The 17,704-nt window shown below is 60.2% G+C and carries 13 protein-coding genes; 10 read left to right on the forward strand and 3 right to left on the reverse strand.

Translation table 11 applies throughout. The features are described from left to right. Positions 1 to 159 precede the first annotated feature (159 nt). The 6 genes from OHD62_RS31200 to OHD62_RS31225 all read left to right on the forward strand — a co-directional run bounded on the left by OHD62_RS31200 (position 160) and on the right by OHD62_RS31225 (position 8,413). Positions 160 to 1,593: a basic amino acid/polyamine antiporter gene (locus tag OHD62_RS31200; RefSeq protein WP_263790979.1), complete on the forward strand. Its 1,434-nt coding sequence runs from the start codon at positions 160 to 162 to the stop codon at positions 1,591 to 1,593. 23 nt (positions 1,594 to 1,616) lie between these two features. Beyond that, complete coding sequence (locus OHD62_RS31205) at positions 1,617 to 2,855, forward strand: arginine deiminase (RefSeq protein WP_263791146.1); 1,239 nt, start codon at positions 1,617 to 1,619, stop codon at positions 2,853 to 2,855. A gap of 68 nt (positions 2,856 to 2,923) precedes the next feature. Beyond that, positions 2,924 to 3,496 (forward strand): HdeD family acid-resistance protein, encoded by a 573-nt coding sequence (locus OHD62_RS31210; protein WP_263790980.1) that lies wholly within the window; start codon positions 2,924 to 2,926, stop codon positions 3,494 to 3,496. A 49-nt stretch (positions 3,497 to 3,545) separates the two neighbouring features. Further along, on the forward strand, positions 3,546 to 4,703 hold the full coding sequence (locus OHD62_RS31215) for an efflux RND transporter periplasmic adaptor subunit (protein WP_263790983.1): 1,158 nt from the start codon (positions 3,546 to 3,548) through the stop codon (positions 4,701 to 4,703). Further along, positions 4,700 to 7,837 carry an efflux RND transporter permease subunit gene (locus OHD62_RS31220; RefSeq protein ID WP_263790985.1) on the forward strand — a complete coding sequence of 1,046 codons (3,138 nt, stop codon included), beginning with the start codon at positions 4,700 to 4,702 and terminating at the stop codon, positions 7,835 to 7,837. The genes OHD62_RS31215 and OHD62_RS31220 overlap by 4 nt, the downstream gene beginning before the upstream one ends. A 27-nt stretch (positions 7,838 to 7,864) precedes the next feature. Next, positions 7,865 to 8,413, forward strand: a complete 549-nt coding sequence (locus OHD62_RS31225; RefSeq protein ID WP_263790987.1) for an HdeD family acid-resistance protein — start codon at positions 7,865 to 7,867, stop codon at positions 8,411 to 8,413. A 92-nt stretch (positions 8,414 to 8,505) separates the two neighbouring features. On the opposite strand, the gene OHD62_RS31230 is transcribed toward OHD62_RS31225, so the two are convergent. The 3 genes from OHD62_RS31230 to OHD62_RS31245 form a co-directional block, all read right to left on the reverse strand. After that, a complete protein-coding gene (locus OHD62_RS31230; protein ID WP_263790989.1) occupies positions 8,506 to 9,678 on the reverse strand; it encodes a helix-turn-helix domain-containing protein in 1,173 nt (390 codons plus the stop codon). Positions 9,679 to 10,560: 882 nt separating this feature from the next. Further along, positions 10,561 to 10,866 (reverse strand): hypothetical protein, encoded by a 306-nt coding sequence (locus OHD62_RS31240; protein ID WP_263790993.1) that lies wholly within the window; start codon positions 10,864 to 10,866, stop codon positions 10,561 to 10,563. Between the two features lie 645 nt (positions 10,867 to 11,511). Then, positions 11,512 to 12,537, reverse strand: coding sequence for a GlxA family transcriptional regulator (locus OHD62_RS31245; RefSeq protein ID WP_263790994.1), 1,026 nt, complete (start codon positions 12,535 to 12,537; stop codon positions 11,512 to 11,514). A 187-nt stretch (positions 12,538 to 12,724) separates the two neighbouring features. Between OHD62_RS31245 and OHD62_RS31250 the strand changes: the two genes are divergently transcribed. The 4 genes from OHD62_RS31250 to OHD62_RS31265 all read left to right on the forward strand — a co-directional run bounded on the left by OHD62_RS31250 (position 12,725) and on the right by OHD62_RS31265 (position 17,704). Next, the gene (locus OHD62_RS31250) at positions 12,725 to 14,350 is read left to right on the forward strand and encodes an ABC transporter substrate-binding protein (RefSeq protein WP_263790996.1); all 1,626 of its coding nucleotides are present in this window, start codon (positions 12,725 to 12,727) and stop codon (positions 14,348 to 14,350) included. A gap of 83 nt (positions 14,351 to 14,433) precedes the next feature. Further along, a complete protein-coding gene (locus tag OHD62_RS31255) occupies positions 14,434 to 15,792 on the forward strand; it encodes a flavin monoamine oxidase family protein (protein WP_263790997.1) in 1,359 nt (452 codons plus the stop codon). A gap of 51 nt (positions 15,793 to 15,843) precedes the next feature. Continuing rightward, positions 15,844 to 16,857 carry an ABC transporter permease gene (locus tag OHD62_RS31260; protein ID WP_263790999.1) on the forward strand — a complete coding sequence of 338 codons (1,014 nt, stop codon included), beginning with the start codon at positions 15,844 to 15,846 and terminating at the stop codon, positions 16,855 to 16,857. 4 nt (positions 16,858 to 16,861) lie between these two features. Continuing rightward, positions 16,862 to 17,704, forward strand: coding sequence for an ABC transporter permease (locus tag OHD62_RS31265; RefSeq protein WP_263791000.1), 843 nt, complete (start codon positions 16,862 to 16,864; stop codon positions 17,702 to 17,704).

The raw sequence follows: 17,704 nt of genomic DNA on the forward strand, positions 1-17,704 counted from the left end.
TGTACTGCGTCGAAGCTCTGAAATAGAGACGCGGTGCATAGTCATGAGATTCTAAGCTAATTTCACGTCCAAAACGAAAGCATAGGATTTAGTCGCACAGAGGTTGCGGCCCACTTGTTGCTCACGGACTGATGATCTCAGATCGCTCTGGAGAGACACGTGACAAGTAAGTCCGAGCAGAAGCTCTCGCTCTTCGCGCTGACCGCGATGGTTGTCGGATCGATGATCGGGGCCGGCATCTTCAATCTGCCCGGCAGGTTCGCCACCGCGACGGGCCCGTTCGGCGCCATCATCGCTTGGGCGATAGCCGGAACCGGCATGTACATGCTGGCCCGGGTGTTCCAGGCGCTGGCCGAAAAGAAACCCGATATCGACTCCGGTGTCTTCGCCTATGCCAAGGCGGGATTCGGCGACTATATGGGCTTCCTCTCGGCGTTCGGCTATTGGCTCGGAAGCTGCCTCGGAAACGTCTTCTACTGGGTGCTGATCGGATCGACGCTCGGGCGCTTCTTCCCGGAGATTTTCGGGGATGGCAGCACCGCGACCGCGATCATCGTCTCGCTGGTTGGCATCTGGGCTTTCCATTTCATGATCCTGCGTGGCGTCGAGCAGGCCACCTTCATCAATAGCGTCGTGACGGTCGCCAAGATCGTACCGATCATCGTGGCGATCCTCGCCATGGTGTTCGCGTTCAACTACACGCAATTCTCCGAGAACTTCCTCGGCGGCGTGGGCATGCCGGAAAAGACCCTGCTGGCGCAGGTGCGCGACACCATGCTGATCACCATTTTCGTCTTCCTCGGCATCGAGGGGGCGAGCGTCTATTCGCGCTTTGCCGTGAAGCGTTCGGATGTCGGCACCGCCACCATTCTGGGTTTTGTCGGTGTCACCGGCCTGATGGTGGCCATCACCCTTCTGCCCTACGCCACGGCTCCCCGTGCGGCCATCGCCGGAGTCCAGCAGCCCTCGCTTGCCGGCGCGCTCGAACTGGTCGTGGGACATTGGGGCGCGGTGTTCATTTCCATCGGCGTGCTGGTATCAGTGCTCGGCGCCTATCTCGCCTGGTCGCTGATCTGCGCCGAGGTGCTGTTCGCCGCGGCGAAGTCGCAAGACATGCCGAAGCTTTTCGCGGCGCAGAACGGCAACCGGGTTCCCGCCAACGCGCTTTGGCTGACCAATATCGTCGTCTCGCTATTCGTCATCTCAACCTACTGGTCGCGTGACGCCTTCAACTTCATGCTCGACATGACAAGCGTGACGGCGCTGCTGCCCTACCTGCTGGTCGCGGGCTATGGCGTGCTGATCGCCCGCCGCGGCGAGGGGTACGAGACCACGCCTGGCGAGCGTGGGCGCGACCAGGTATTTGCCTGGATGGCCGTCGTCTACACGCTCATCATGTTTGTGGCCGCCGGCTTGAAATACGTACTGCTGGTGGCGGTGCTCTTCGTGCCGGGAACCGTCCTCTACCTCTGGGCGCGGCGCGAACAGAACGCCCGGTTCTTCACATCGGTTGAACTTATCATCTTCGCCGTCACCCTGGTCGCTGGCCTCGCCGGTTTCGTCGGCCTGCTGACCGGCGCCATTACACCTTGACGAGAAAGGCACAAGCCATGGCGATGGAAACGAAATTCGGCGTGCATTCCGAAGTCGGCCAGCTTCGCAAAGTCATGGTGTGCGCTCCCGGACGCGCTCACCAGCGGCTCACGCCGAGCAATTGCGACGCGCTTCTGTTTGATGATGTGCTCTGGGTCGACAACGCGAAACGCGATCATTTTGATTTCATGACCAAGATGCGCGACCGCGGTGTCGAGGTCGTCGAGATGCACAATCTGCTCGCCGAGACTGTCGCCATTCCGGAAGCGAAGAAATGGATCCTCGACAATCAGGTGGTGCCGAACCAGGTCGGCCTTGGCCTCGTCGACGAGGTGCGCTCCTATCTGGAGGGGCTCTCCAACCGCGATCTGGCGGAGACCCTGATCGGTGGCCTTTCGACCCACGAATTCCCCGAATCCATCGGCGGCGAACAGCTCGAGCTGATCCGCGACGCGGCCGGGGTGAACGAGTATCTACTGCCGCCGCTGCCGAACACGCTCTACACCCGCGACACCACCTGCTGGATCTATGGCGGCGTCACGCAGAACCCGCTCTACTGGCCGGCGCGGCATGAGGAGACCATCCTCACCACCTCGATCTACAAGTTCCACCCCGACTTCGCCGGCAAGGTGAACGTGTGGTGGGGCGACCCGACCAAGGATTGGGGCCTCGCCACGCTGGAAGGCGGCGACGTCATGCCGATCGGCAAGGGCAATGTGCTGATCGGCATGAGCGAGCGCACCTCGCGTCAGGCCATCAGCCAGCTCGCGGCGGCGCTGTTCGAGAAGGGCGCGGCCGAGCGCGTCATCGTCGCGGCGATGCCGAAGTTGCGCGCGGCGATGCATCTCGACACGGTGTTCACCTTCGCCGACCGCGACTGCGTGCTGCTCTACCCCGACATCGTCAATGGCATCGAGGCGTTCTCCTACCGGCCGGACGGCAAGGGCGGCGTCGAGTTGCACAAGGACAACGGTACCTTCGTCGAGACGGTGCGCGATTCGCTCGGTCTCAAGCAGATGCGCGTCGTGGAGACCGGCGGCAACGCCTATGTGCGCGAGCGCACCCAGTGGGACAGCGGAGCCAATCTGGTCTGCGCCTCGCCGGGCGTCGTGTTCGCCTATGACCGCAACACCTACACAAACACGCTGCTGCGCAAAGAGGGCATCGAGGTCATTACCATCATCGGTGCAGAACTGGGCCGCGGTCGTGGTGGCGGCCATTGCATGACCTGTCCGATAATCCGCGATCCGGTGGATTACTGACAAGAGAGCGTTCCCGGATATCAGAGATGGGCGCCGCTCATGCAGGAACTCTGGTTAGGCAATCGACAATGAGCGGCGTATCCACGAGCGGAACCGATCACCAGTATAGGGCGGCCTCCCTGCGTTCCAAATGGGGATGGTTTTTCGGGTTGGGTATGACCCTGGCGTCGGCTGGAGTGCTTGCCGTCGCGCTGCCCGCAGTTTCTACATTTGCGGCAAGCGTTGTCCTTGGAATTGTTCTTGCACTCGCGGGCGCCGTGAAGATGCTTCAATCCCTGCAAGTCAAGGAGTGGAGCGGATTCATCTGGCAAGAGTTGACCGGCGCGGTCGAGCTTGTCGGCGGTATCCTAATATATTTTAACCCGTTGAAAGGCGCTCTCGCGATCACTCTCGTGATCGCCCTGGTATTTCTTGTACAGGGCATTCTACAAGTCGCACTCGCGGTGCGGGTGCGGAAGCAAGCTGGTTGGCAGTGGTTCGGCGTTTCGGGCCTGGTCGCACTGGTCGCCAGTGCGACGCTCGCATTGAAGTTGCCGTACACCAGCATTTACACGCCCGGCACGATTGCCGGCATTTCCCTCCTTGTCGCGGGCGGCGCGTACATTGCCATTGCCCTCACTATGCGCAGGGCCGGGTCATGAAGATCTCGCGCAAAACATCTAGGCAACATCGTTCGGTTGAGAAGCCGAGATGATCAGACATTTCTCTTGTGCTTGCTTGTTGATTGCTTGTTTGGCGGGCGTCGCGACCCCTTACGTCAGTTCGACTTCCTTCGCCCAGCAGCCTGGAGCGAGGCAGGGACTTCCGCCGCCTGCTGTTGTCATCGAACAGATCAAGGTTCAGCAGGTGAGCAGCCCCGCGCAATTTACTGGTCGTGTGGAAGCGATCGCAGCAGTCGACATCCGCGCGCGCGTTACCGGCTTTCTGCACTCTGTCAAATTCAAGGATGGGCAAGCGGTAAAGGCTGGGGACGCGCTGTTTGAAATCGAGCCGGATCAACTCGATGCTCTGGTCGCGTCGGCGCGGGCCCAGGTGGCGCGTGCCGAGGCAACACGAATATCGGCCGAACGGACCCTGGCGCGCAACCGGGACCTGTTCGCCCGAAGAACGGTCTCGCAGGCCGCCCTGGACGAGGTTCAGGCCGCATTCGATGTCGCTGCCGCCGATGTGCAGGTTGCTCTGGCGGCCCTGGCCACCGCCGAACTCAACCTGTCCTATGCTCGTATCACAGCACCGATCTCCGGCAACATCGGCCGCGCGACGTTCACGACGGGCAATCTGGTCGGATCGGATTCCGGCTCGCTGGCACGAATAGTCGGCCTGGACACTGTCCGCGTCGCTTTCGCCGTGAAGGAGGGGTTGCTTGTGACGATCCGGCAACAGGAGGCGAGCGGCAGCAACCTCGATCCAAATACGCTGAAACTTTCGCTGCGTCTTGCCAACGGGACGGACTACGACACGCCCGGTCGAATCGAATTTATCGAGAACGAGATCGACCCGCAGACCGGGACGATCGCGGTCCGCGCAGTTTTCCCCAATCCTCGTCACATCCTTCTGCCGGGACAGTTCGTCACCCTCTACGTGCAGGAGAAAGACGTGCCCAGCTTGCCGGTAGTGCCTCAGACAGCGGTGCTGCAGGATCGCGAGGGGCGCTTCGTCTATCTGCTCAGCAAGAGCAACACCGTCTCGCAACGGCGCATCGATACCGGCGCACGCGTCGGCAATGGCTGGGCGGTCACCACAGGCCTGAACGGCGGCGAGCAGGTCGTCGTCCAGGGAATCCAGCGTCTCGCCGAAGGCATGACGGTTCAGCCGAGCGAAGGCCAGCCGGTCGGCGGCGGCTCATGATTTCCGATCTCTTCATCACCCGGACCCGGCTTGCGATCGTTATGTCAATCGTCATTTCGATTGCCGGCGCGATCGCCATTTTTTCGCTGCCGGTGCAGCAATACCCGGAGATCACGCCGCCGACCGTCAGCGTCTCGGCCACCTACCCCGGCGCCAGCGCGGAAGTGATTGCCGATGTGGTCGGTGGGCCTCTGGAGACAGCCATCAATGGCGTCCCCAATATGATGTACATGTCGTCGACGAGTTCGAATGCCGGGCAATATTCGCTGTCCGTGACGTTCGAAGTGGGGACAAATCCTGACATTGCGCAGGTCAATGTCCAGAACAGGGCGCAACTGGCGATTTCCCAGTTGCCGGCCGCGGTAACCCAGCAGGGCGTGTCGGTGCGGTCGCGCTCGCCCGACTTCGTGCTCGGCATCGCCTTCTATTCTCCGGACAGCAAGCTCGACGTGCTGCAGATCACCAATTTCACCTCGACGACAATCGCCGATGCGATCTCGCGCGTCGCTGGCGTCGGCGAGGCTTCCGTGATCGGCGCGTCCGAATACTCGATGCGTGTATGGATAGATCCGGCGCGCATGGATGCGCTCGGCATAACGGCCGATGACGTGGCGGCTGCCATTCAGCGGCAGAACATCCAAGCCTCGCTCGGCCAGGCCGGCGCCCCGCCGGCGCGGGAAGGCACCGAGCTACAATATACGCTCGTGGCCCGCGGCCGGCTCATGAGCACGGATGAATTCGGCGACATCGTCGTCCGCACTGGGGAGGCCGGAGCGATCGTACGACTGCGCGACATCGCCCGCATCGAACTTGGCGCCCGGAATTATTCATCGAGCGCGAGCTTCGCTGGGCATGAAACGGCGATGTTGCAGATAAACCAGGCACCTGGGGCCAACGCCATCCAGACCGCCAATGGCGTGCTCGCCGAGCTCCAGCGCCTTTCATCCGGGTTCCCGCCCGGCCTCCAATACCAGGTCGTCTACGATGCAACGCGTTTCGTCCGGACGAGCCTTTCGCTGATTGTGCGTATCCTCGGCGAGGCTTTCCTCATCGTGCTCGTCGTCACATACCTGTTCCTGCAGGACTGGCGCGCCACCTTGGTTTCGGCGCTGGCCATGCCCGTCTCGATGCTAGGCGCCATCGCCGTCCTGCTGGCGTTTGGATACTCGATAAACTCGATCTCGCTGCTCGCCTTGGTGCTGGCCATTGGACTGGTCGCGGATGACGCGATCCTTGTCGTCGAGAATGTCAAGCATGTCATGGAGGACGACCCCGCGATCGAGACCGCGGCGGCCGCCCGCAAGGCGATGGGGCAGATCACGGGTCCGATCATTTCCACCACGCTCGTGCTCCTTGCCGTGGTCACCCCGACGGCATTTCTGTCCGGCATAAGCGGGCAGCTCTACCGTCAGTTTGCGATCACGTTGTCGGCGGCGCTGGTTCTCTCGTCACTTGTCGGTCTGACGCTCAGCCCGGCACTCAGCGCGATCCTGCTGAAACGCGGACAGCGCGGATACAGGCGCGGTCCACTCGGCTGGTTCGCGCGACTCCTCGATGCGACACGCATCGCGTATGGCCGGGTGGTTGGGTTCTTGGTACGGCTGTGGATCATACCTCTCGCCGCGCTTGCCGCGTGCTTCCTAGGCGCCTACCTGCTGCTCAGCAACCTGCCCACCACCTTTCTCCCGGACGAGGACCAAGGCGCCCTGTTTGTGGACATCCAACTTCCGAACGCAGCCTCCCTTGATCGCACGAGGGCGGTTGTAGGCGAGGTTCAACAGACGCTGTCGGCGACGAAAGGCGTCGAAAACGTCATTTCGGTCGCCGGCTTCAGCATCGTGCAGGGGACGCAATCTCCCAACGGAGCGATGGTGGTCGCGGCGCTGGATCCCTGGGACCAGCGCAATACGCCGGAGCTGCGGCTGGACGCCATCCTCGCAAGATTGCGCGCGCAGTTCTCGACCATTCCGGGCGCAAATGTCGCTGTCTTTTCGCCGCCGGCCATTTCCGGCATCGGCGCGGTCGGCGGCCTCGACCTGCGCCTCCAGGCGTTGCAGGGGCAGTCGCCGGAGGAGATCGCGGAGGTGGTGCGCGGGTTCGTTACAGCGATCAACCAGGCACCGGAAATCGGTGGCGTGGCGACAACCTTCAGCGCCGATGTGCCGCAGATCTACGTCGACGTTGACCGGACCCGCGCAGAAGCGCTTGGCGTGAGCGTATCCGACATCTATTCGACAATCGGCGCCAACTTCGGGTCGCGTTACGTCAATGATTTCACGCTGCAGGGGCGGGTCTTCCAGGTCAATCTTCAGGCCGACGCCGAGCATCGCGGAGACGCCGAGGATATCCTCAATCTCCATGTGCGCAGCCGGACGGGCGCAATGGCGCCGCTCAGGGCGGTGGTGTCGACCAGCACCGTGCTCGCGCCCTTCGTCATCTCTCGCTACAACCTCTCGGTGGCGGCACCGATCAACGGGCAAGTCGCGCCTGGCGGCAGTTCCGGAGCGGCGATGGACGCCGTCGAACACGTGGCGGCTCAGGCACTGCCGGCCGGCTATGGATACGAATGGTCCGGCCTGTCATTCCAGGAGCGGCGCAGCAGCGGGCAGGAGACGATCATCTTCGGACTGGCCTTTCTGTTCGCCTATCTGTTCCTGGTAGCGCAGTACGAGAGCTGGACCTTGCCCATCGCCGTCATAGTGTCGCTCGGAGCCGCCTTGTTCGGCGCGACTGCGGCGCTCACGCTTTTCGGACTGCAAAACAGCCTCTACGCACAGATCGCCATCGTGCTGCTCATCGGGCTGGCGTCCAAGAACGCTATCCTTATCGTTGAGTTCGCTAAGGAGCGCCGTGAGGAGGGACGGCCGATCGCTGAGGCAGCCAGGCTTGGTGCAGAGCAGCGCTTCCGCGCCGTGATGATGACGGCTCTGTCCTTCATTTTGGGCATTGTGCCTCTGGCGATGTCCACCGGCGCCGGCGCCGGCGCGCGCCAAGCGGTGGGTGTCACGATCTTTGGCGGCATGCTGGCCGCAACAACCATCGGCCTTTTTATCATCCCGACCCTGTTCGCGGTGATCCAGCACATGGCGGAATGGGCCGCTTTCCGGCCGAAGGCAGAAATCGAACACCGATGAGGTAGTCACGCAATCAAGGAGGAAAACATGACCGCCTATGAGAATGGAACGGCATCGACTGTGCCACCCACTTCGGTTCGTCTTCTTCTTGGCCTTGTGCTGATTGTCGGGGGAGTGTTCGTTTTGGGGGATATAGCGCTGGCCACCATGATCAGCACCGTGGTCATTGGTGTCACCGCCATCGTCGTGGGTGCGTTCGAGATGATGCACGCCTTCTGGATGAAGGGATGGAGCGGCTTCATATGGCAATTCGTCCTTGGCATCCTCTACGTCGTTTTCGGGGCCATGGTGGTGAATCAGCCTGTGTCAGGCGCCCTTGTCCTGACCTACATCCTCGGACTGCTGCTCGCGGCCTCCGGCATCGTGCGCCTTTTTGTCGGCGTCAAGCACTGGAGCGACGTTGGCTGGACAATGGTTCTGTCCGGAGCATTCGGATTTCTGGCTGGGCTTGTCATCCTGACTGGATGGCCCACGACCGGTCTTTGGGTGCTTGGATTTTTGCTGGGTATTGACCTCATTTCGCATGGCATTGCCTGGCTGGCATACGGCTGGCTCCCGGCGGCCAAGACAGCGTGAATTCCTCGGCGGCCGGGCCCGTCGATTGGTCGCTGGGCAGTCTGTGTTGCCGGTGGGCAGATTGGCCCGTCAATACCAACGGCCATGCCTGGTCATTGCGCCTGTAACCGGTGAAGCAGCTGGTTCAACCGCTGGACAGGAGCGGCCGTCTGCACCTCGTCTGTGTGCCAGTTCGATGGTCCGCTCCTGACACCAGTTCTCACTTCGCTGGGGCAGTATCCGAACTCACGCCTGAAAGCGCGGCTGAACTCTGCGCCATCACAGAAGCCGTGTTCGTCGGCAATGTCGAGAATGCGACGGCGGTCGTTCGGATCACCGAGCGCTGCATGGGCCGCCAGGAGGCGCCGATGCTGGATGTAGTGGACGACCCCTCCGGAAGCGTCAAAAAGCCGGTAGAGCCGGGAACGCGATATCCCAAGCTCGCGCGTCATTTGCTCAATAGACAGATCAGGCTCGAAAAGATGGTGCTGTATGAATCGACGGGCGCGCTCGAGCAAGGTAGCGGAAATCGCGTCATGGGCTTCGGCGAGATAGTCAGGGCATGGTGCGATGCAACCCTGCAGCATGGCTCTGGTCGCATTGAGCAGGCCAGGAAGATCGCCAACATCCAGCGTAGGAAGCCTCTGGACAAGGCTGGTGAGATAGTCGGCAAGCAGCGGCCCCATGCCGCCACGAAGCACGGAGAACTCGACCGCGTCGAGACCCCACCCCATGTCGCGGCAGAAGTCGCGGGGTACGAACAGCAGCAGCATTTCGCTGTCTGTAACGCTTCCCTCGAAGACCCGGCCAAGCGGATGCACCTGCACCGATCCGGCGTCCCCGTCAAAAGACCTGGAGGGAGTAATCGTCTGCGATCTGCCTTCCCGGATAAGGGTCAGCAACCAATGATCGATGGGATCTCGGCGAATGTGCCCTGCCAGGCTGGTGAAGTCCAAGCCATTGGTGCTGACCTGGGCCAGGGCAAGATCGCCCAGATCCCAGGTAACCTGGGTGCCGGCGAAACCCGCCGCCGTATCGCTCGGCTCGGCAAAGTCGAGCATGGTCGCGAAGCTCTGGCGCCACGCGGCAAATTGATCCTTCGGAGGCAACTCGCGGGTCGAGAATTCGAAGCGGGGAACTGGAATTCGTTCCGGGACGACGGACGTAGGCTCGGCCATGATGCGAACCGCGGCTTCTCGGGTCGAATGCGCGTTCAACCCTGCCTGAACCGGCTTCACCGCGTGCGAGATCACCACGAAACCCTCGACGGCGCACACAATGGGCATAGGTTGAGAAGCCGGGACGGCAAGACAACTTCCCGGCTTGAGTCATTCAACAGCCTAACCGCCATGGCGCCATGCCGAAAGCTCTGATGCGTCAGCAGAGCGTCATATATATTTATATTCTTTACTGCGCAGCCAGCGTGCGCCAAAGGCGCAATAACACCCATCGGAGATATCTTTCCGCCAAAGAACATCTCCCCGCATACATATTATATAGCCTGAATTGTTTGGAAGCTCAAGTTGAATTGCCAGACCACTCGCTCTGACCGCAGGGGGGGGGTATAGTTAATGGCGCCGATAAACATCAAGTCGATGGCAGCCCCCGGACAGCAACGTTGCGATCCAGCCTGTTGACTGCTCGTGCGCGCACCATGTGACCACAACAATCAGGATCGGCACGCCCTGACGCGGCGAGTTCTTCGAAGTCGCCCACAAACCCTTCATGACGAAGGACCAGGCTCGGCCGAGGAGTCCCCAGCGGGCCAAACGGGCCATGCGTCGTTCGCGCCCTGCAAGCGTTGAGCAGGGCAAGCGATCACCTGCATCGCGCCTCGAAGATTCGCCCATTCCGATCCCGGTATCGACAGTATCCGCGGCGATCGGCCGACGCTCCGATCAAGGTGCCGGCGACGGCCCCGATTGCACCGCCTACGACCGCATTTCGCACGTCGTTACCGCCAGCTGCTGTTCCGAGCGCGGCACCGCCAACACCCCCGATCACAGCACCTTTTTCCGCGTTGGTGCAGCCCGCCAAACCTGAGGCGACTGCAAGCGCAAGAGCTAATTTCCTCATAATGTTCTCCTCGCCAGTTACTGCGGCAGCGCCCCGGATGGATGGGGCGGAAGGCGTCTGCGTGCGCCGGGCATCTTCTTCATTCGGAGCTGTCAGCCTCGTATGAGTGCCCCGACGAAACCGGCCAGCACAATCAGGACAAGACCTCCCAGCAGCCCTGCTATTCCGGCTCCGATCAACATAGTCGGCGTCAGGCCATCGGCGTGGTGACCGATGAGGCGCCCAACACCCGGAATACGCGCGGAGGGCCATACAAAAAGCACGCCGCCGATACCGCCGATCAAGCCGTCGGCTATCCTGCCAAGGCTGAAACTTGGCACCCAGCGGCCCAGCGCAATTCCGCTTGCTGCGCCGCAAACAAACTCTACGACCAGCATTATGCTTGCGACCGCCGGCATGGCTAAGCGAACTCCTCCATAGAATCCTACGTCGCTGCTTCTGCGGACGCTCGAGCGAGCGCATCGCGCAGGGTCTGTTCCTACAACGTACCGAGTTGTTGCACGCAAGCACTTTATCTGCAGGGACGCGCGAAGAAATTAGCCGAAAATCCCGTGGCTGGGCTCTGCGTCTCTTTGTGAATGGCAACAGCCCAGTGGTCATCCAGCTACGCTGACAGTTTTTCGAGCGGCTCGTGCCGCTTCGATTTCGAAGTTCGCTCGTAGCTCGGTATGAAATCTAGGCGAACTGCGAAGGCACTACACAAGAAGCCAGACGATGTCGCCGTTATAGATACAGGCGATTCCTAATTCTTCGGGCAGCTGACGCGCCGGTCCGCAGTTCGGCTCTTCGAGTTGATCGGACGCGCGATCGAACGACCGCCTCAGACAAGATTATGGCGAGCCCGAAGGGACAGAGTTTCGTATGGAAAATCAAATCTGTTAGCGGCTGGTTCGCCAACCCGTTTCCCTCGTATTCGCTCGTATGGTCTGGCGAACCTAAGAGCAAGAGAGGGACTAGCTTTCTGTCTCTGCCGACGTTTAGCAATTTGCACAGTCTGCTCATTGCAGCACCGCGTGGGCAAAGCCCGCCTCGTGAGTGGCTGCTCAATAAAGATTCCGGCCGTATACTGTGGATTTCTTGGCGAAAGCATTGCGATATTCCTGCGGGCTCGTCTGGAAAACCGCTAAGAAGGCCCTGTAGTACGCGGAGGGTGTCGTATAACCGCTAGCTAGGCCCGTCTCACGGATGCTCATGGAGCTGTAGAGTAGCAGCTCCTTGGCATGCTGAAGCCGCAAAGCGATATACCTCTTCTTGGGGCTGGTGTTCAGATGCCGCTGAAACAGGTACTGCAGCTCCCGAATGGAGATTCCGCACCTTTCAGCAACCGTATCGATATCCAACGGACTTTCCACGTTCTCCTGCATGATACGTTGCGCTCGGTTCAATAGCGGATTCGTCATGAACGGCTGAGGGTTGACGATCTCGCGTTGGCGTAATTCGGCGGACCGAGGCGCCGTGTAGATCAGCTCATTGCCGACGAGGTGGTAGAGCGCATCTCCACACATGTGTCTCAACATGGCCATCGAATAATCGAGGCTGGCTGCCTGTCCGGCGCATGTCGAGCGATTGCGATCGATCAAATAAAGCTGCTCGACGATGCGCGTGTTTGCGGAGATTTCCTTTAGAGAGGCCATGGCGGTCCAATGGCAGGTCGCGTCGTAGCCGTCGAGCAAACCGGCCTCGGCCAAGAGCAGCGGCCCGGTGTCCATCCCACAAAGGTGTGCTCCAGCAGCAGATTGCCTGCGAAGCCATCCGAACAATTTTCCCTTCGCCTCGTCGGCCACGTTGTATGAGACCAGCAAAATGACCAGGTCAAATTTCCGACCCTCATCAAATGTCGCCGTCATGGGAAATGTAATGTCCATGCTGGCGGGTGGAGTATCTGGGTCAGCCGACAAGAGATCTATACTGAAGAGTGTCGATTTGCTCACGCGGTTAGCCGCGCGGAACGGCTCGATGGCAAGGAACGCGCTGTGCAGCGACGGCTCGCGACCAACGACCAGCGCCACCAATCGCTTTCTATCGGCGTCGATCTCGACCTGCCGGGTTTTGCTATCGACCTGTTCCATGCTCCTGCTGACGCAGCTGGAATTGAAACATCGCTGCAAAAAGCTTCATTCGTAAATTGCACGATTGTCTTCGTTTTTGTCAACAATACGCGGCTCTTTCGGTGCCACTATCCTCTCGTCCAGCGAAAAAGAACGTTAGGGAACGTCGCTGCGAAAGCCCCCTTGAATGGCGGTATGGGAGAAAGATATGCAACCAAAACACCTCGATACCCGCGTCGTGGCCGCCCGTCGGCGTGCCGTGATAGTGGCAGCGACGATGCTGACCTCGATCGTCGCATTCCCGACATTGGGATCTACACAAAACGCCGGCAAGCCGATCGTGATTGCCCGCGACATGGATTTGAACTCGCTCGATCCATCACGAGCTTTCTGCGATACGTGCCAGATTTATCTCAGCTCGGTTTACGACCGCTTGGTCGATTTGTCGCCTGACAACAAATCAATTGTGCCGATGCTGGCGAAGGAATGGACTGCAAACAGCGATGCCACTGTTCTGACTTTCAAGCTCGACCCGAAGGCCACGTTCTCAGACGGTTCGCAAGTGGAAGCAAAGGACGTGAAATGGACCTTTGAACGGCTAAAGAACATCAAAGGCGGCATGGCCTATCTTCTCGACAACGTGAAATCCATCGAAACGCCGGACAAGGAAACGGTGGTGATTGCGTTGACGGCGCCGAACTCCGAATTCGTCGGCTCGCTGACGGCACCCTACGCCGGCATTATCAATTCGGATGCGGTGGCCGAACATGGCGGCGAAGCCGGGCCGGAAGCGAGCAGCAAGGACAATGCGGAACAATGGCTGCTTGCCAATTCAGCCGGCGCAGGTCCTTATGTTCTGGAAAGCTATAGCCCCAATCATGAGCTTCGTCTGAAGCGCAATGATAACTACTGGGGCAAGAAGCCGTCTGTCGAAGAATTCGTTTTCTTGCAAACCAAGGACGCGGTCAGCCAGACCCAACTTCTGGAAAATGGCAGCGCCGACATCGCCATGCAGGTGGATCCGACCACCGCGAAGGCCATCAACAACGAAAACGTTATTGTCGAGACCGCGCCTTCCTTCAACATGGTCTACGTCGCTGTCAGCCCCGGAGCAAAGAACCTGCCGCATCCGCTTGACGCGAAAATCCGCGAAGCGATTGCCAGCGCGATCGACTACGATGGCATCATCGACCTGACGGTGGATGGGAAAGGCAAGCGGCTGCCCGCGCCGATCCCCAATGGCTTCCCTGGCGGCGGCATCGGCGAGCCGATCAAGCACGACGTCGAAAAAGCCAAGGGGTTGATGAAGGAAGCCGGTGCCGCTGACGGCTTCACGCTGGCCGCCACATATCCAAACGTCAATCAGTACGGCGTCGACTACACGCTGATGATGCAGAAAATCCAGCAGGATCTGGCAGAGATCAACATCAAGCTCGAGCTCCAGCCAGTTGAATTCTCGGTCTGGCGCGAGAAAGTCAACGGCGACGGAATTCCACTGACCGCCGTCTTCTTCGCGCCGGACTATTACGGATCCTCGCAATATGCCCAATATTTCGCGATGATGGACGGCACGGTTTGGTACAAGCGCGCCGGCGGCAAGAACGACCCTAGCCTCGCCAATCCAGAAACGCCGAAGCTTCTCGCTGCGGCGTTGGCAGCCCAAGGGGAAAAAAGCGGCGAGTTGTTCGGGAAGCTGGCAGGCGTCTTGGCGAATGATCGTATCATTCTTCCGATCGTAAGTCCTGATGCTGTCTTTGTATCCCGCAAGGGCATCAGCGGCCTTCGTTTCAGCGCGTGCTGCAACATGGTGCTTTCAGACATCCAGGCGAAGTAGCGGCGCGCCCAAACTTTCGAGAGATAGACCGGAGGCGATAAGCCTCCGGTACTCGGTGACTCTACCAACAATCGGAACTTGTCATGAGCGAGAATGAGGTCGACGTCGTTGTCGTCGGGGCTGGGCTCTCGGGATCTTACACAGCCCTGCTGCTGAAGGATGCCCACCTTTCCGTGAAACTGCTGGAAGCGCGCGACCGTGTGGGCGGACTGACGTATTCGCCAGAAAGCAAGGCCTATGGTGGCCGGGTCGATCTGGGCGGCCAATGGGTCTCCCCCCAGCACAAGCGCATGAACGCGCTCATAGCCAAATACAAGGTGCCGCTCGTCAAGCAGTTCGTTGCCGGAAGACGCGCTTGCCTGCACGGGGCCGAGGTTTTCTACGGCGAGATGGGCACGGTACCCGGTCTGTCGCCTGAAGAGCAGGCCGACTACAAGGAGGCTTATAGCCGGCTTTATGCGGCTATGGATGGCTTGGCCGAAAATCCTTGGGAGAGCAAGGACGCCAAGGCCCTAGATTCGATCACCTATGCGAGCTGGGTGGACTCAATCTGCAAACCCGGTCGAGTGCATGCCTCGATGTGCCGCATGCCCGGGGCCTATTATGGCGCTCTGCCGGAGGAAATATCCGCGCTCGAATTGCTTCATAAACTCAGGAGTTGCGGCGGTCCGATTTTCATGTCGGACACGGCGACCGGTGGCCAAGCCTTTCACATGATGGGATCAGCCATGGTCTCGGAGGGAATGGCGGGAGAACTGGGTGACGCGCTGATCCTGTCATCACCGGTGCGCCGGGTCGAATGGGACGATAAGGGCGCCACGGTGATCAGCGATAAGATCTCGCTTCGGTGTCGCCATGTCGTCTTCGCCGCTCAGCCCGTCATGATCAGCCAGTTGCAATTCGATCCGCCGCTGCCGGCGAAACGGCGCCTGCTACACCAGCGTTTTCCCAGCGGTCGCAACACCAAGGCAGTGGTCGTCTACGACAAACCTTTCTGGCGCGAACGGAATCTCAACGGAAATATCATCGCCACGGACGGTTCGATGACGGCTGCTTTCGACCTCGGAGGCCAGGACACAGATAAGGGCATCCTAATCACGCTGTTTACCGGTCAGGCGGCCTACGGCGTTGACAGCCTCGCTCCTACCGACCGGCGGAATGTTGTCCTTTCCAAGCTCGCACAGGCTCTCGGCAACGAAGCTCATGAACCCCTCGAATATGTGGATCGCGTGTGGGCGGATGAGGAGTGGTCCGGTGGTGCGTCAAGCCCGTTTCTCGTACCCGGTGCGTTGACCACGATCGGCGCGGAAATTCGTGAGCCCGTCGGGCCGCTGCATTGGGCTGGTACCCACATGGCAACGCAGTACCGGGGATACATGGAAGGCGCTCTTGTGGCGGGAGAAGCGGCCGCGCAGCGTATCATAGTTTCGCCGCGCGCCTGAAGACTGAATGGTTTTCGACCGTCCATCGCAAAAGGCGAGACCGAGAACATCATGACCCAGTATGTGTTCCGACGATTGATCTCCATGCCCCTGCTACTGCTGGGCGTGGCGACGATGGCCTTCTTTCTCTCGCATTTCACCCAGGCGGACCCACTGTCGGCGCTGGTCAGCGAACGACAGATGGGCAATCCAGAGGTGGTCGCTGCGGCCAAGCAAAGATGGGGCCTCGACCGTAGCATGCCCGAGCAATACGCCATCTACGTGAAAAACCTGGTAACGGGCGATCTCGGCGTTTCTTTCCGCACACGCAGACCGGTCCTCACCGACATCGCCGAGCGGCTGCCTGCAACCCTCGAACTTGTGATCTTCGCCATGTTGTTCGGCACGACAAGCGGCATAGTGCTTGGCGTGGTGGCGTCACGCTTTCACGACCGGCCTGCTGACTACGCTGCGCGGTTTTTTGCACTTTTTGGCTCCACGGTGCCAGTCTTCTGGTCCGGATTGCTGCTGCTTTATTTGTTCACGGTGAAGTTCGGATTGATCCCCGGCCCGGGTCGGCTGGATGCACGCGCCGACCAACCACCGTTTGTCACCGGGATGTTTACGCTTGACGCACTCCTTTCCGGCCAGTTCGGCACATTCCTTGATGCGCTGCATCATCTGGTGCTGCCTGCATTCGTGCTGGGATGGTCGGTTACCGGAATCATCTCGCGGCTTGTCCGTGCCAGCATGCTCGACGTCCTTGGCCAAGATTACATCCTGGCCGCGCGGGCAAAAGGCGCGGGCGAAGCCAGAACGCTGCTTCGGCATGCGCTTCCCAACGCAATGATCCCCACGCTCACGATCGTCGGTTATTCTTTTGCCTATCTTATCACCGGTGCAGTGCTGACTGAGGCCGTCTTCGCTTGGCCAGGGATCGGGTCCTATGCGGTCGACTCGGCTCGAACACTGGACTACCCGGCAATCATCGGCGTTTCGCTCATTGGGGCCACTGCATTTCTACTGACGAACCTCGTGACCGACGTGGCTTACGCCTATGCCAACCCACGCATCAAACTGGGGTGATCTGATGTCCATGGTGTTGGGCGCAAAAGCGCAAGGAAAACCGAAGATCACTTTGAGGCCAGTGCTGATCGCCGGCCTGTTGATCGTTGGCTTCTGGATTGTCGTGGCACTGACCATCGATGTCTGGACCGTCTACGATCCCTTGAAACTCGTGGCGCGGAAGCTTCAGCCACCCTCGTTTGAACATTGGCTCGGCACGGACGCGCTTGGACGCGATGTGATGACCCGCACCTTGTACGGTGCACGCTACTCGATCGCCATTTCCATGATCGTTGTAGTCTGCTCAGTCGCCTTCGGCTCTCTCGTGGGCGCGATGGCAGGCTTTTTCGGCGGCTGGACGGACAGCGTCCTGATGCGGCTCGTGGACATCACCCTTTCCTTCCCGCCTGTGCTGTTGGCCATGGCCGTCGCGGCTTCGTTGGGGCCCGGGCTTCAAAATACTGCTATCGCCGTCATAGCCGTGTGGTGGCCGGTCTATGCCAGGCTTATGCGTGGCCAGGTCCTCGATGTGATTTCGCGCGACCATATCGAGGCGGCGCGAGCAGGCGGCGCGTCCTCCTATCGCTTGCTTACAAAGCACATCCTGCCGCTTTCCTGGACGCCGACGATCATCAGCGCAACGATGGATTTTGGCCAGGTCGTGCTGCTTGCGGCCTCGCTGAGCTTCATTGGCCTGGGCGCTCAACCGCCCAGCCCGGAATGGGGTTCGATGATCTCGGACGGGGCCGCGCATTTCTATTCATGGTGGATCGCATTCGGACCCGGCGTTGCCATTCTGTCGCTGGGCCTGGGTTTCAATTTCATCGGCGATGCGCTGCGCGACATTCTCGATCCGAGGGAGCTCTGA

It is taken from the genome of Mesorhizobium sp. YC-39 (assembly GCF_025753795.1).
Lineage (GTDB): Bacteria > Pseudomonadota > Alphaproteobacteria > Rhizobiales > Rhizobiaceae > Mesorhizobium.

Coding starts and splice junctions, on each gene's coding strand:
- OHD62_RS31225 (WP_263790987.1), top strand. CDS start 7,865: ATGACCGCCTATGAGAATGGAACGGCATCGACTGTGCCACCCACTTCG.
- OHD62_RS31210 (WP_263790980.1), top strand. CDS start 2,924: ATGAGCGGCGTATCCACGAGCGGAACCGATCACCAGTATAGGGCGGCC.
- OHD62_RS31260 (WP_263790999.1), top strand. CDS start 15,844: ATGACCCAGTATGTGTTCCGACGATTGATCTCCATGCCCCTGCTACTG.
- OHD62_RS31220 (WP_263790985.1), top strand. CDS start 4,700: ATGATTTCCGATCTCTTCATCACCCGGACCCGGCTTGCGATCGTTATG.
- OHD62_RS31215 (WP_263790983.1), top strand. CDS start 3,546: ATGATCAGACATTTCTCTTGTGCTTGCTTGTTGATTGCTTGTTTGGCG.
- OHD62_RS31240 (WP_263790993.1), bottom strand. CDS start 10,866: ATGCCGGCGGTCGCAAGCATAATGCTGGTCGTAGAGTTTGTTTGCGGC.
- OHD62_RS31265 (WP_263791000.1), top strand. CDS start 16,862: ATGTCCATGGTGTTGGGCGCAAAAGCGCAAGGAAAACCGAAGATCACT.
- OHD62_RS31245 (WP_263790994.1), bottom strand. CDS start 12,537: ATGGAACAGGTCGATAGCAAAACCCGGCAGGTCGAGATCGACGCCGAT.
- OHD62_RS31250 (WP_263790996.1), top strand. CDS start 12,725: ATGCAACCAAAACACCTCGATACCCGCGTCGTGGCCGCCCGTCGGCGT.
- OHD62_RS31255 (WP_263790997.1), top strand. CDS start 14,434: ATGAGCGAGAATGAGGTCGACGTCGTTGTCGTCGGGGCTGGGCTCTCG.
- OHD62_RS31205 (WP_263791146.1), top strand. CDS start 1,617: ATGGAAACGAAATTCGGCGTGCATTCCGAAGTCGGCCAGCTTCGCAAA.
- OHD62_RS31230 (WP_263790989.1), bottom strand. CDS start 9,678: ATGCCCATTGTGTGCGCCGTCGAGGGTTTCGTGGTGATCTCGCACGCG.